The 14330-nt window shown below is 62.2% G+C and carries 13 protein-coding genes and 4 pseudogenes; 6 read left to right on the forward strand and 11 right to left on the reverse strand.

Annotated elements, in window-relative coordinates; all coding sequences use genetic code 11:
- Positions 1-316 precede the first annotated feature (316 nt).
- The 10 genes and pseudogenes from FHW64_RS34900 to FHW64_RS27330 all read right to left on the reverse strand — a co-directional run.
- Positions 317-457, reverse strand: a pseudogene (locus FHW64_RS34900) (SDR family oxidoreductase); the annotation flags it as partial.
- Between the two features lie 26 nt (positions 458-483).
- Positions 484-714 (reverse strand): annotated as a pseudogene (locus FHW64_RS34905) (SDR family NAD(P)-dependent oxidoreductase); the annotation flags it as partial.
- Positions 715-854: 140 nt separating this feature from the next.
- A complete protein-coding gene (locus tag FHW64_RS27295; RefSeq protein WP_184531362.1) occupies positions 855-1868 on the reverse strand; it encodes an aldo/keto reductase in 1014 nt (337 codons plus the stop codon).
- Positions 1869-1956: 88 nt separating this feature from the next.
- Complete coding sequence (locus FHW64_RS27300; RefSeq protein ID WP_184535989.1) at positions 1957-2640, reverse strand: 2,3-diphosphoglycerate-dependent phosphoglycerate mutase; 684 nt, start codon at positions 2638-2640, stop codon at positions 1957-1959.
- A gap of 9 nt (positions 2641-2649) precedes the next feature.
- Positions 2650-4140, reverse strand: a complete 1491-nt coding sequence (locus FHW64_RS27305) for an NAD(P)(+) transhydrogenase (Re/Si-specific) subunit beta (RefSeq protein ID WP_184531364.1) — start codon at positions 4138-4140, stop codon at positions 2650-2652.
- Positions 4137-4463 (reverse strand): NAD(P) transhydrogenase subunit alpha, encoded by a 327-nt coding sequence (locus tag FHW64_RS27310; protein ID WP_184531365.1) that lies wholly within the window; start codon positions 4461-4463, stop codon positions 4137-4139. The genes FHW64_RS27305 and FHW64_RS27310 overlap by 4 nt, the downstream gene beginning before the upstream one ends.
- A 3-nt stretch (positions 4464-4466) precedes the next feature.
- Positions 4467-5609 carry an NAD(P) transhydrogenase subunit alpha gene (locus FHW64_RS27315; RefSeq protein WP_184531366.1) on the reverse strand — a complete coding sequence of 381 codons (1143 nt, stop codon included), beginning with the start codon at positions 5607-5609 and terminating at the stop codon, positions 4467-4469.
- 34 nt (positions 5610-5643) lie between these two features.
- Positions 5644-6849 carry a 3-oxoadipyl-CoA thiolase gene (gene pcaF / locus FHW64_RS27320; protein ID WP_184531367.1) on the reverse strand — a complete coding sequence of 402 codons (1206 nt, stop codon included), beginning with the start codon at positions 6847-6849 and terminating at the stop codon, positions 5644-5646.
- A 25-nt stretch (positions 6850-6874) separates the two neighbouring features.
- Positions 6875-8392, reverse strand: a complete 1518-nt coding sequence (locus FHW64_RS27325) for a 3-hydroxyacyl-CoA dehydrogenase (RefSeq protein ID WP_311733375.1) — start codon at positions 8390-8392, stop codon at positions 6875-6877.
- Between the two features lie 237 nt (positions 8393-8629).
- Positions 8630-9409, reverse strand: coding sequence for an SDR family oxidoreductase (locus FHW64_RS27330; protein WP_184531368.1), 780 nt, complete (start codon positions 9407-9409; stop codon positions 8630-8632).
- Positions 9410-9718: 309 nt separating this feature from the next.
- On the opposite strand from FHW64_RS27330, the gene FHW64_RS27335 reads away from it, so the two are divergent.
- The 6 genes and pseudogenes from FHW64_RS27335 to FHW64_RS34785 all read left to right on the forward strand — a co-directional run bounded on the left by FHW64_RS27335 (position 9719) and on the right by FHW64_RS34785 (position 13054).
- On the forward strand, positions 9719-10549 hold the full coding sequence (locus FHW64_RS27335) for an enoyl-CoA hydratase/isomerase family protein (RefSeq protein WP_184531369.1): 831 nt from the start codon (positions 9719-9721) through the stop codon (positions 10547-10549).
- Positions 10550-10617: 68 nt separating this feature from the next.
- Positions 10618-11205, forward strand: coding sequence for an acyl-CoA dehydrogenase family protein (locus tag FHW64_RS27340; protein ID WP_260306392.1), 588 nt, complete (start codon positions 10618-10620; stop codon positions 11203-11205).
- Positions 11206-11432: 227 nt separating this feature from the next.
- Positions 11433-11891 (forward strand): acyl-CoA dehydrogenase family protein, encoded by a 459-nt coding sequence (locus FHW64_RS27345; protein ID WP_311733379.1) that lies wholly within the window; start codon positions 11433-11435, stop codon positions 11889-11891.
- 35 nt (positions 11892-11926) lie between these two features.
- Positions 11927-12145: pseudogene (locus FHW64_RS34910) on the forward strand (enoyl-CoA hydratase-related protein); the annotation flags it as partial.
- Positions 12146-12191: 46 nt separating this feature from the next.
- Positions 12192-12491: an enoyl-CoA hydratase/isomerase family protein gene (locus FHW64_RS27355; protein WP_184531372.1), complete on the forward strand. Its 300-nt coding sequence runs from the start codon at positions 12192-12194 to the stop codon at positions 12489-12491.
- A gap of 5 nt (positions 12492-12496) precedes the next feature.
- Positions 12497-13054 (forward strand): annotated as a pseudogene (locus tag FHW64_RS34785) (Bug family tripartite tricarboxylate transporter substrate binding protein).
- Positions 13055-13181: 127 nt separating this feature from the next.
- Here FHW64_RS34785 and FHW64_RS27375 read toward each other — a convergent pair.
- Entirely contained in the window at positions 13182-14171 is a 990-nt protein-coding gene (locus FHW64_RS27375) for an NADPH:quinone oxidoreductase family protein (RefSeq protein WP_311733376.1), read from the reverse strand.
- Positions 14172-14330: the final 159 nt, after the last annotated feature.

Consider the following 14330-nt stretch of genomic DNA (forward strand, 5'->3'; position numbering starts at 1 on the left):
GCGGAAGACGAGCCAATTGGAATGAACCCGTTCTAGGACCCTTCACGACCGCCAGAAGTGGCATGGCGGCCGGGATCACCAGCATCATGATGCTCATCGATTGATATCCCGCGCCCTTGCCACGCCGGTTTTGTGGATAGGCCTTGTGGGGCCGAGGTGGAATGCCGGCGCTGGGAAGATGGTTGCCGTCGCCCGCCGCGTGAATGGCGCGCGGATTTGCACGATGGCTTTCGGGCCACCAATTGACTCGCTCAAATGGCCGTACGCAGTCGAGCCTGATAAGGCCCTCTGCGTCTTTACCACCCGGGCGTGACTTTCAACAACCTTTTCCGGCGGTGAAACCACCGTCGACGGGGATGGCCGCCCCACTGACGAAGCTGGCCGTGTCGGACGCGAGGAAGGAGATGACTTCAGCGATCTCTGGCGGCAGGCCGACGCGGCCGAGGCGAGTGGAGGTTTGAAAGCGTTCCGCTCCGGGTCCTCGAAGTACTGCTCGGCCATCGGCGTCCTGACCATCCCGGGTGCGACCGCATTGACGCGTACACCGAACGGTGCCAAGTCAATTGCAAGCTCGCGCGTCAGGCCAACGACCGCATGCTTAGAGGCAAAGTAGAGGGGTCGTTTGGGGACGCCGAGTAGCCCGGCGGTGGAGGAAACGTTTACGATCGCGCCGGGCCACTTGGCGGTCTTACAGTCCGAGCAAAGGCTTGGCACAAGTTAAAGACACCGTCGGACTGAGGACGACGACAGCCAAGACGTCGAAACAGACGAGCGACATGGAATGAGTCGCCTCATGCTCGGCATCGGATCGAGAAGGAGTGCAGAGAGCGCAATGGCCCGAGTTGGTTTCTGCCTTATGAAAGCGCCAGACGACCTTTGACGGGATAGTTCGGATCGGTGAAGCCCGGGGTCGAGGGGTGACCTGGTGGCACCAAGCGATCAACCAGTGCCTCGTCATCGGCCGTCAACGGTCGCCCTTCGAGTGCTTTGGCATAGTCTTCCCATTGCGATAACGTGCGGGGCCCGCAGATCACGGACGTGACGGCTGCGCTATTCAGCACCCACTTCAGTGCAAAGTGGGAGGCCGTGCTGCCTTGAGCTTCGGCATGCGCCTTTATTTCCTTCGCCAGTGACAGCGATTCGCTCCGGAACTCGGTCTGAAGAATGCGTTTGTCCTTGCGCGCGGCACGACTTCCTTCTGGAAGCTGATCGACACTGGTGTACTTGCCAGTCAGTACCCCGCGCGCGAGTGGGCTGTAGGGTACGACGCCAACGCCATAGTACTGACATGCGGGTAGCAGCTCCGCTTCTGGCATGCGATTCATGGCGTTGTACTGGGGCTGGCAACTGACCGGTCGATCGATTCCAGCTTCGTCACACAGTCGAACGACTTCGGCCAGGCGCCACGCCGTGAAGTTCGATACACCGAAGTATCGAATGCGTCCCTGCCGCAAGAGGTCGGCCAGTGTATGAATGGTCTCCTCGAGCGCCGTCGACCAGTCATCCCGATGAAGGTAGTAGAGGTCAATGTAGTCCGTATCCAACCGTTGAAGGCTCTGGTCAACTGAGCGAAACACGTTCTTGCGTGACAAGTCGGCACCGGTTGGAACCAGCGTATCCGCAAAGTATCCGACCTTTGTAGCGATGACCCATCGGTCTCGCATTGCCTTCACGGCTTTTCCGACGATCCGCTCCGAGTCACCTGCTGCATAGGCGTCGGCTGTATCGATGAAGTTTACGCCGGCATCACACGCGTGGGAGATGATGCTGTTGGATTCGCCTTCATCCGTTTGATCGCCAAACATCATGGCCCCCAGGCATAGGGGCGAAACTTTCAAGCCGGAGCGGCCGAGTCTCCTGTATTCCATCGTTGCACCTCAAATAAGAGAGTTCCTGAAGCCGCAAGACCTGTGCCGAAGATCCTCTTCACGACCGATCAGTCAAAAGGAGGCGTAGTCATTCATGCAGTCCGTAGGGCAGCATCGCGCGTCCAGTCGGGCCGAATTCGATCAGGAATGGGATTCCGTTCGGGAACTCAAGTTTCAACATGTCAGATCCGCTGATGCCACACAGAAGTTTGACCACGGCACGCAGGGACGTCCCATGGGCAACGATCAGGGTACGGGTTCCGCTGGCAAGGGCAGGGCGGAGTACTTTCTTCAGGAACGGCTCGACGCGCACGACGGTATCCGCTTGAGATTCCGAGGTAGGCACGGACGCTTCGGCGTAACGAGGATCCCGACGGAACGCGTCTGTTTCCAGATCCGAAGCCGCGGGAGGTCGCGTCGCATAGCTCCGGCGCCACAGGCGAAGCTGCACCTCGCCGAACTCGCGGGCAACTGCTTCTTTTCCGAGACCATGCAGCGCGCCATAGTGCCGCTCGTTGAGGCGCCAGTGGTGCTCGATCGGAATGTCGCCGCTGGCCATTGATTCGAGACAGAAGCGGGCAGTTTGAGCGGCACGCTTCAGCACGCTCGTATAGCAGCGATCGAATTTCATCCCGTGCTGACGCATGAAGGCGCCGGTGCGCTGCGCCTGCTCGACCCCTGTGGCGGTAAGACCCACATCCATCCATCCGGCGAATCGGTTGTCCAAGTTCCACTCGGACTGACCATGACGCAGCAGGACGAGAGGCGCCATTGCTGAGATCTACTCGATCGCCTTGGCCATGTCTTCCACGACCTTCTTGGCGTCGCCGAAGACCATCATGGTCTTGTCCATGTAGAAGAGTTCGTTGTCCAGCCCCGCATAGCCCGCGGCCATGCTCCGCTTGTTCACGATCACGGTCTTGGCCTTGTAGGCCTCCAGGATCGGCATGCCGTAGATCGGCGTGCCCTTCTGCAGCGCAGCCGGGTTCACCACGTCGTTGGCCCCCAGGATGATCGCCACGTCCGCCTGGCCGAACTCGCTGTTGATGTCTTCCATCTCGAAGACCTGGTCGTAGGGCACCTCGGCTTCGGCGAGCAGCACGTTCATGTGGCCCGGCATCCGGCCCGCCACCGGGTGGATCGCGTACTTCACGGTCACGCCGTGCTCGGTGAGCTTCTGCGCGAGCTCCTTCACCGCATGCTGCGCGCGTGCCACTGCGAGGCCGTAGCCCGGCACGATGATCACGGTCTCTGCATTGCTGAGCACGAAGGCCGCGTCGTCCGCACTGCCGCTCTTGACCGGCCGCTGCTCCTTGGCCCCCCCGGCCCCACCCGCAGCCGCCTCGCCGCCGAAGCCACCCAGGATCACGTTGAAGAACGAGCGGTTCATCGCCTTGCACATGATGTAGGAGAGGATCGCGCCCGAGCTGCCCACGAGGCTGCCCGCCACGATCAGCATCGCATTGTTCAGGCTGAAGCCGATGCCCGCGGCCGCCCAGCCCGAGTAGCTGTTGAGCATCGACACCACCACCGGCATGTCCGCCCCACCGATCGGGATGATGATGAGCACCCCCATCACGAAGGCCAGGAGCACCATCAAGAGGAACGCCGCCCAGCTCTCGGTGGCCATGTAGACCAGACCCAGGCCGATGGTCACCAGCCCCAGGATCAGGTTCAGCATGTGCTGGCCCTTGAACTGCACCGGCGCGCCCTGGAAGAGGCGGAACTTGTACTTGCCCGAGAGCTTGCCGAAGGCGATGACCGAGCCGCTGAAGGTGATCGCGCCGATGGCGGCGCCCAGGAACAGCTCCAGCCGGTTGCCCGTCGGGATCGCGTAGCGCAGGAACCCGTCCACGATCGCGGCGCCTTCAGGCGTGTTGACGCCCACGGCGGCCGGCACCGGGGGCGGGGTGACGCCGAAGGCCCACGGCTCGACCACCGCCGCGACGGCGATGAAGACGGCCGCCAGACCGATCATGCTGTGGAAGAAGGCCACCAGCTCAGGCATCTGCGTCATCTCGACGGTCTTGGCGCGGTAGGCGCCGCAGCCGCCACCGACCACGAGGCCCAGCAGCACCCAGGCCATGCCGATGGCCTTGCCGCCGGAGAGCTGAACGATCAGCGCCGCAGTGGTCAGGATGGCAATGGCCATGCCGACCATGCCGAAGATGTTGCCGCGGATGGAGGTGGTCGGGTGGGACAGGCCTTTCAGGGCCTGGATGAAGCAGACACTGGCAACGAGGTACAGCAGCGTGACGACGTTCATGCTCATGCTGCATCTCCCTTCTCACCACCGGCGGCCGCCTTCTTGTCCTTCTTCTTGAACATCTCCAGCATGCGCCGGGTGACCAGGAAGCCGCCGAAGACGTTCACCGCCGCCAGCGCCACGGCCAGCACGCCCATGGTCTTGCCAAGCGTGGATTCGGTGAGCGCCGCCGCCAGCATCGCGCCCACGATGACGATCGCGGAAATGGCGTTGGTCACAGCCATCAGCGGCGTATGCAGCGCCGGGGTGACGGTCCACACCACGTGGTAGCCCACGTAGATGGCCAGCACGAAGATGATGAGGTTGATGACGGTATGACTGACTTCCATGTTCTACTTTCTCTTCACTTCGCCGCCGAACGTCATCAGGCAGGCGGCGACGATGTCGTCCTCGAGGTCGATCTTCAGGCCCCCCTCCTTGGGCAGCACGAGCTTGAGGAAGTCCAGCACATTGCGCGCGTAGAGCGAGGAGGCATCGGCCGCCACGAGCGCCGGCAGGTTGGTCTCGCCGATGATCGTCACGCCATGCTTGATGACCGTCTTGTCGGCTTCGGAGAGCGGGCAGTTGCCGCCGATGCCACCATCGGGATTGACAGGGCCCTTGCCGGCGGCGATGTCGACGATGACGGAACCGGGCTTCATCGCCTTGACCATGTCCTCGGTGATGAGGGTGGGGGCAGCGCGGCCGGGGATCAGGGCGGTGCTGATGACCACATCGGCCAGCGCCACGCGCTTGGCGACTTCCACCTTCTGGCGATCGAGCCAGCTCTGGGGCATGGGGCGCGCGTAGCCGCCGACGCCTTCGGCGGCTTCCTTCTCTTCGGCCGTCTCGTAGGGCACGTCGATGAACTTGCCGCCGAGGGACTCGACCTGTTCCTTGACCGAGGGACGCACGTCCGAGGCTTCGATCACGGCGCCCAGGCGCTTGGCGGTGGCAATCGCCTGCAAGCCGGCCACGCCGACGCCCAGGATCACGACACGGGCCGCCTTCACGGTGCCGGCCGCCGTCATCAGCATGGGGAAGAAGCGCTGGTACTTGTCGGCGGCCATCATGACGGCCTTGTAGCCGGCGATGTTGGCCTGCGAGGAGAGCACGTCCATGCTCTGCGCGCGCGTGGTGCGGGGGGCGGCTTCGAGCGCGAAGGAGGTGAGCCCGGCGGCGGCCAGTCGTTGCAGGCCTGCGACGTCGAAAGGGTTGAGCATGCCGACAACGGTCGTGCCCGGCTTCAGCAACGCGATCTCGCTCTCGAGCGGTGATCTAACTTTAAGCACCAACTCACAGTCAAAAGCCCCGTTTTGATCTGTGAGCTCAGCGCCCGCTGCCTCGTAGGCAGAGTCGGGCGTGCTTGCGGCAGTCCCGGCGCCCCGCGCGACCCGCAAGAGGTGACCTTGCGCTGTTAACTTCTTGACCGTCTCAGATGTGACAGCCACCCGGTTTTCGCCCGCCGCAATCTCGGCTGGCACTCCTATCAGCATTGTTCCTTCTCCGCTTTCTGTTGTTATGGCTCGCCTAGACGCGCTCCAGGATGACCGCGATGCCTTGGCCGACGCCGATGCACATCGTGCACAGCGCATAGCGGCCGCCGCCCTTGTGCAGTTGGTTGATCGCGGTGGTCGCAAGACGCGCACCGCTGGCGCCCAACGGGTGGCCGAGCGCAATCGCGCCACCGTTGATGTTGACGCGCGCATCGTCGTCCTTGAGACCCAGAAGACGCAGCACCGCCAGACCTTGTGCGGCGAAAGCTTCGTTGAGTTCGATCACGTCGATCTGGTCGAGCTTGAGGCCCGTTTGCGCGAGCACTTTCTGCGTCGCGGGCGCCGGGCCGATGCCCATGATGCGCGGCGCGACGCCGGCAGTCGCCATGCCGATCACGCGGGCGCGCGGCGTGAGGCCGTTCTTCGCGGCGGTCGCTTCATCAGCCAGCAGCAGCGCGCAGGCACCGTCGTTCACGCCGCTGGCGTTGCCAGCCGTCACCGTGCCGTCGGGGCGGACCACGCCCTTGAGCTTGGCGAGTGCTTCGAGGCTGGTGTCGCGCGGATGCTCGTCCTTGGAGACGACGATCGGATCGCCCTTCTTCTGCGCCACGCTCACGGGCACGATCTCGGCGTCGAAGAAGCCCGACTTCTGCGCGGCAACCGCGCGCTGCTGCGAAGCGAGTGCCATGCGGTCTTGCGCCTCGCGCTCGATCTTGTAGTCGGTTGCCACGTTCTCGGCCGTCTCGGGCATGGAATCGACACCGTACTGCGCCTTCATCAGCTTGTTGACGAAGCGCCAGCCGATGGTGGTGTCGTACACCGCATTGGAGCGGCTGAAGGCGCTCTCGGCCTTCGGCATGACGAAGGGCGCGCGGCTCATGCTTTCGACGCCGCCCGCGATCATCAGGCCGGCTTCGCCCGCCTTGATAGCGCGCGCTGCGCTGCCGACGGCATCGAGGCCCGAGCCGCAAAGGCGGTTGATGGTGCCGCCGCCGACTTCGATCGGCAGGCCCGCGAGCAGACCGGCCATGCGCGCCACGTTGCGGTTGTCTTCGCCAGCCTGGTTCGCGCAGCCGTAGAGCACGTCGGCGACGGCTTGCCAGTCGACGTTCTTGTTGCGCTCCATGAGTGCCTTGATCGGCACCGCGGCGAGGTCGTCGGCGCGGACGCTCGACAGAGAACCGCCGTAGCGGCCGAAAGGCGTGCGGATGGCGTCGCAGATGAAAGCTTCGTTGGTCATGAGGGTGCGATTCCGCTAGAAGAGGTTAGGCGGCTCGATCTGGTGCCGACAATGGCAAGGACAGATTGGCTCGGCGAACCAACCAGGGCGACGGTCGGTAGCGCTGGTCACCGAAAGTGTCATGAAGCCCCTGAAGAATCGTGAGGACGCGTTTCGGGCAGATGCGATCGCCCCATTCAAATGGGCCCGACGGGTAGCCCAAGCCGAGCCGGACAGCGGCATCGACGTCCGTGGGCGATGCAACTCCCTGCTGAGCCATCTCGCAAGCAAGGTTGACGATGCAGGAAACAACGCGTGGCGCAACATAGCCGGGGGAGTCGGCGACTACGAACGACGGAATACCCTGCGCGGCGAACATTCGCTGCGCCGATTGGACTGTCCTCGACGCGGTGGCCGGCGAGGCCATCAGCGTGACGCCGGCCTTGCTGCTGAAGACGGGATCGATCGCCAGCGCCTTGCTCGCATCGATCGCCATCTCCGAAACCGTTGTCGATAGGTCGGCTCCTAGTGGAGCGAGCAGGATCAGATCGGCGTCATCCGGATCGGAGCTTCGCCGTACCGACGGAAGCAGCGCGGTGATCTCCGCCGGCAGCGTTTCGGCTCCTTCAGTTGGCCACCAGACGCTGGGTTGAAGGCCGTCAGGATCGACGGCGAGTTGCGGCCTCGATTCGGGAGCAGCGCCGTCTTCGTAGCGATAGAAGCCTTCCTTGCTCTTGCGGCCCAGCAGGCCCGCGGTCATGCGCGTGCGAGCCAGTGCCACGGGTCGATAGCGGTCATCGCCGTAGTACTGCGAATGGATCGACTCCATCACCGGCACTGAGACATCGAGGCCGGTCAGATCCAGCAGTTCGAAGGGGCCCATGCGAAAACCGGCGCATGTTCTCAAGATCGCATCCAGCACAGTGTGATCGGCCGCCCGCTCCGCCAAAAGCTTCAAGCCCTCTGTGACGAATGCCCGCCCGGCGTGATTCACGACGAAGCCTGGCGAATCCGATGTGACCACCGCCCTGTGGCCGACTCGCTTGGTCAGCTCGACCAAAGAGTTGACGACCCCGGTGGACGTGCGCGGTGCCTGTACGATCTCCGCGAGCCTCATTCTCGGCACCGGATTGAAGAAGTGCCAACCTGCCACGCGTTGGGGACCGGAGCACGCCGCCGCTATGGCAGTCACGCTGAGGGACGAGGTGTTGGTCGCGAGGATGCAGTTTTGTGAAACGATTGCCTCGAGACTGCGAAGCAGACTCTGTTTGGCTTCTAGTTGTTCCACGATTGCTTCGACCACGAGATCGCAGTCGCCGAGCTGGACCAGATCCGTCGCCAGTTGCACCCGCGCCAAGGTGCCGTCAGCGTCTTCCTGCGTCGCGCGGCCTTTTCGAACGCCTTGAGCGAGGTCATCCCTCACAGCATCGCGCGCCCGAACGACGGCCTCAGGGTTCATGTCGAACAGCCGCACGTGGCAGCCTGCAGCTGCGCATACTTGCGCGATGCCACGTCCCATGGCGCCGGCGCCGACCACGCCGACCTTTTGAATTTCCAGGCTCACTGGATTGCTCCGTTTTAGTGTTCGCTTCTACGCTCTACGAGTAGGCGTGCAGACCTCGATAGGCTTGCCACTTCGTGACCAGAAGACAGGCTTACACCTGCCTTGGCCATCGAAGAGACCCGATTCGGGATACCACGATGTGTCGTCCACGGCGACCCGCAGACACAGCGTGTCCGCGACAACGACAGATCGCCGCGCCGCTGTATCCCGTTGGGAAGATGCTTGGATTCGGTCCTATCAGGCCGCGACGTACTTCAGCCAGCGTCCGCCATCGACGATCAGGTTTTCTCCTGTGACGTAGCCGGCGAGATCCGAAGCGAGGTAGACCGCGGCATTCGCAATATCGACCTTTGCACCGAATCGGCCCAGGGCGGTCTTCTTGGCCTCGAGGTCACCCTTGCCTGCATCGATGTACATCCGCTGCACACCCTCGGTGTCGCCAATCGGCCCTGGAGAGATGGTGTTCACGCGAATGCCATCGCCGCCCCATTCAACCGCTAGTGTTCGCGACAGGGAAAGGATCCCGCCCTTGGCCGATGCTGCGTGAGCGGCTCCCGGCCAGCCGGTCACGCCCAACATGGTGATGATGCTGATGATGGAGCCTCCATGCTTGGAGGCTTTCAGATGAGGGTATGCAGCATGACAACCGTAGAAGGTGCCATTGAGATCGATGTCGATGACGGTTCGGAAGCCGTTCGGTGACAGTTCCGAGGTCGGACAGACAAAGTTGCCTGCGGCATTGTTGATCAGGATGTCGAGCGATCCGAATTGCTTCACGGTCCCCTCGACTGCAGCCTTCACTTCGTCGTAGTTCCGAACATCGCATTTGGCCGCCGCGGCCTTGACTCCGTCGCGATTCAACGTCTCGGCGGCAGCCTGTACACGCTCTTCGTTGCGACCTACGAGCATGACCGACGCGCCCAGGCGCGCATAGGCGGTCGCGATTTCCAAGCCGAGGCCGGTACCGCCGCCGGTGATGAGGGCGGTGCGACCTTTCAGAGTGTCGTTGTTGAACATGCAGCTTTCTCCGTGTGTCAGTTCCAGTGCCACTTCAACCGCAATCCGTATGCCAGCTTGCCGCGGAACCAAGCCGACCCACCCCAATGCGCTCGTTCGTTCCCCTGAAAGGAATGCTATTGAGGGTGCGATGGCGCTAGGGCACCCATGAAGGCGAAGTGTCTTTTGCGAACACTGCGTGTGTTCGAGAAGAACAGCCGAGGCGGCTCAGATGCCTATCTGAGCGAGATTCGCGGTGAAAACCCCATGGCACGTGGATTGCAGTTACGGACTATCGCCGCGACGGAAGGCGGTGCGAAGGAGTGCTTGATGAGCGATGAAGTTGTGAAGGTGTCCCAGCAGGGTTCGGTCTTGGTGATCCGGCTGGCGTGTGCTGAGAATCGCAACTCGCTGACGGCGGAACTGCGTCGTCAATTGGGGGAAGCCGTGGAGACCGCGGAAGGCGAGACTTCTGTGAGGGCTGTGTACCTGACGGGCGAAGGGCCGACCTTCTGCTCCGGGGGGGATTTCCAGATGTTGCAAGCCGGATGCGACCCTTGGCCGGTGCATCGTCGGTTCCGAAGTCTCGGCCGCTGGCTGACGCCACTGATCACGCTGGACAAGCCGGTCGTGGTCGGTGTTCGCGGACACGCAGTCGGTGGAGGAATGGGCCTTGCGCTCACCGGTGACGTCGTGATCGCGGGTGAGAGTGCGAAGTTCATGTCCGGCTTCTTCAGGCTAGGAACCGTGCCAGACATCGGGATGATGTACCACTTGCCACGCTTGATCGGCATGGCGCGCGCGAAGAACTTTCTCTTCAGCGGTGCAACCCTGTCTCCGCAGGAAGCGCTCGAATTGGGACTGGTCGCAAAGGTCGTCGCCGACGAGGAAGTGGACGATGCCGGCCTTGCTGAGGCACGGCGTCTCGCAGAAGGCCCTGCTGAGGTCATGGGCCTGGCAAAGACTTTGATGGCGCGAAGCTTCGAAACATCTCTGCATGAGATGTTCGCCTTTGAGGGATTCGGTCAGGTGCTCGCCATGTCCAATCCCGAGTTCCGCGAAGGTCTGGCGGCCCTCATCGAGAAGCGGCGCCCCGATTTCGTAGGTGCTGCTGCTGCTGCTCCTCACAACGGAGGTACGTCGGGCCAATCACCAAAGTAGGCGGGGGCGTATTCCGGTATTCGAGATACCAGGAGAGACTTGATGGACATATCGGCAGTGTTTCCGAGTTGTCACCCGAGATCGAAGCGGTCCGTGACATGGTCAACCGCTTCATGGAGACGGAGGTGAAGCCGGCAATGGACGGATACGAGAAGCGGCGAGAGTTTCCACGCGATCTCGTGAGGAAGGCCGGAGTTGCCGGCCTGTACGGCGCAGTGTTTCCTGAGTCGGTGGGGGGTAGCGACATGGGCTATCTGGCAGCTGCCGTTATTCAGGAAGAGACAGTGCGCAACGATGTGCGCTTCGCCTCGTGCAATAACCAGCAGGGATCGACATCCCCTAGCGCCATCTATTTCGGCGGAACGCCGGAGCAGATTCGAAAATATGTGCCGAACCTGGTTGCAGGCAAGACGATTGGCATGATGTCGCTGACCGAGTCCGGCGGCAGCTCCGACGCTGAAGGCAACATGAAAACCTTCCAAGCGCGATGGCGATGTTTATCGGATCTCCGGTCAGAAGATGTGGGCCTCCATGGCCAACGAAACCGATGTGTGCGTGTTGCTGGCCCGAACGAATCGAAGCGCCGGTGCCAAAGGCGTAATTGCCTTCATTGTTCACCCCAAGAAATACCTCGGCTGGAATGCCACACCGATTGACTGTCTAGGGATTTCCAAGTCAATGCGGACGAATATCGTGTCCTCGGCGACTTCGTCGTGCCCGTGGAGGACCGGCTCGGCGAGGAAGGCGAAGGGTCCAAGATCATCATGCGCACACTGCAACCCGGTCGCGTGGGCGTAGCAGCTAAGGCGGTGGGGCGTGGCGCGCAGGTGCTTCGAGGAGGCCGTTCGCTACGTGAACGAGCGCGAATTTCGCGATCAGCCCCATCGGGCACTTCCAGATGATCCAGTCGGACATTGCCGAGATGGCGGTAGCGATTGAGGCAAGTCGAGCGCTCGTCTACAAAGCGGCCATGCTGATGGACAACAGCATGCCCCACAACCGCTTTGCCGCAATAGCCAAGTTCCACGCGTCGCAGACGGCCAAGATGTGCGCCGACAAGGCGGTGCTGATCTTCGGAGGCCACAGCTTGGCAGAAGAGTACCCCGTCTCCTACAACCGTGTCTATGCTGACCTTTTCTTCACCGGAGAGGGCTCTGCCAATGTGCAGAAGATCATGATTGCAGAGGACGCGCTGGGTTACAAGCTGGCCGACCGCCACCAGGGAAAGACACGCCTGCGCGACATCCGCAAGGATGATTCCGTCACACAGCGTTCAGGACCGGAGCCATGTCCGAGTTGGTCAAGTACGAGATCCTTGATGGCATCGCAACCATCACCCTGAATCGGCCTGACAAGCTCAATGCATTTACCGGTCCGATGCTCGAAGATTGGTTGCTGTCCTCAGAGGATGCCCGGACCAATCCCGATGTCCGGGTCATTGTGATGACAGGCAGCGGTCGCGCGTTCACTACGGGCGGTGATGTAGATGGTTTCGGTGCCAGTGCGAAGAAAAGCGCGGCCGAGATTCGCAACCTCCTTGTTGAAGGTGTGCAGCGACTCCCGCGCAAGCTTGCGGAAATCGACAAGCCGGTGATTGCGGCTTTGAATGGCTTTACGACGGGAGGCAGCCTGGCCAATCGCCTTGGCCTGCGACATTCGATTCGCGGCCGAAAGCGCGCGCTTTGCCGAAACCTACGCCAAGATGGGCCTTATTCTAGGCGGCGAGGGTGCCTATCTGCTGCCGCGCATCGTCGGCGCGGCCAAGGCTCCGGAGATGTTCTGGAGTTGCGTATGGGTTGAGGCGCGTGAGGCCAAGCGCATCGGTCTGGTCAACAAGGTGTTCTCGGACGCAGAACTGATGGGTGCCACGTATGCCCTTGCCCGCAAGGTCGCGACAGGGGCGCCTCTGGCGGTACAAACGATCAGCCTGACAAATCCATAGCGGATTTGATCGCGCGGGCCAAGGATACGCCGGACAAGCTCACCTGTGGATCGGCCGGGGTGGGCACCATCACTCACCTCGCGGCCGCCCAGTTCCTGCAGCGGGCAGGCGTCAGGATGATGCACGTACCCTACAAGGGCAACGGCGCCGCAATGCCGGCCGTGATTGCTGGCCGTGTAACCATGATCTTCGAGGCTTGTGGCAGCAGCGCAGCGCCGGCAAGGTCAAAGCAGGTCAACTAAAAGTGCTCGGCGTCAGTTCTTCCAAGCAACTTCCCGGGCTGTCCGACGCGCCTACCATCGCCGAGCAGGGTGGCCCCGGCTACAACTCAACTACTACGTTTGGTTGGGCCGTTGGCTCCTAGGGGGACGCCCGAAGAGATACTCACCAGACTATCGGACGCTCTTCATTTCGCGCTGAGGAGCCCGGAAATGAAAGAACGCATGCGTGAAGGCGGCGCGGAGTCGATGATCATGTCGCCAGATGAATACGATGAGTTCCTCAAGCGCGACGTCGACCAGATGAACACGCTGATCAGAGGTCTGGGCATTCAGAAGCAATAGGGGTTTGCACGCCGGTGTTGGTGAGGTGGCAGGCGAGTTTGGGATGGCATTGCCACCGCCGAGAAGGCGCGGGCCCATGCCACTAGGGCGAGGCTAGTTGGACGCGGAGGCTCGCCGCTTCTTGCATTCAGTCCATGGTGAGGACGATGCGGCCCGATGCTTGGCGTTTGTCAATGAGATGAAATGCCTCGGCGCACTGCGTCAAGGGAAGTGTCTTCATGATTCGGGGCTTCAACGCGCCACGCTCCCATAGAGCGGCAAGAGCGGCGTGGGCGCGAGCCACGCGCTGGGGCTGACGGTCCCGGTAGTCGGTCCACTGCAAGCCCAATGCCGCGATGTTCTTGACCAGCAGGTGGCCGGCCTTTATCTCCGGAATGCGGCCGGATGCAAAGCCTACGGTAACGATTCGGCCACACCAGGCCATGGCTCGAAGGGAAGCGTCGAAAATGTCCCCACCCAAGGTTTCGATCACGACGTCTGCGCCGTGCCCCTCGGTAGCGGCGTGAACCTGCTCGCGCAAGCTCTCGCGCAGGTTGGGTGCCGCCAAGTCGACGAAGTGATATGAGCCATCGTCCAGTAAACCGCGCGCGCGATCGACGTTGGTGGCTGCGGCGAGGACCCTGCCACCTAACGCGTTGGCGATCTGCGCGGCCGCCTGACCTACCGCACCGCTTGCGCCGGTCACCAGAACCCGATGGCCTGGCTCAAAGCCGCCACGCTCAAGCAGCGCGAACCAGGCAGTCTGGGCTGCAAGGCCGAGTGCCACGGCATCGGTAAATGCCATGCCTTTAGGCAGCGGAAGGCATTGATCTTCCCGGGCGAGGGCAAGAGTCGCGAATGTTCCGTACTCCACATGCACAAGCACGCGGTCGCCGGGTTTCACCCGGTTCACGCCTTCACCGACGGATCTCACCACGCCCGCAGCATCCTTGCCGGGGGAAAAGGGCAACGGTGGAATCGTCTGATATCGCCCTGAGATCACAAGCAGGTCTGGGTAGTTAACCGCAGCGGCCTTGACTTCGACAAGAACCTGGCCCGGACCGACCTGCAGATCAGGTACTTCCTCGACGGAATGATTTTCGATGGGGCCGGGCTTTTGGACCTGGACTGCAAGCACGATGGGAACCTCGCGAATGTGAACAGGACCAGAGCGGTGCAAGGCTCGTGCCGTCCTCCACGTCGTTACGCGCACGAGAGGCGGTGACCCTGGACGCAGCATTCTGTACGCGCGCGATACGCGGAATGTCGTCTTCGTGCACATGACTGCCAATGTTGG

It is taken from the genome of Variovorax sp. Sphag1AA (genome assembly GCF_014192575.1).
GTDB lineage: Bacteria > Pseudomonadota > Gammaproteobacteria > Burkholderiales > Burkholderiaceae_C > Variovorax.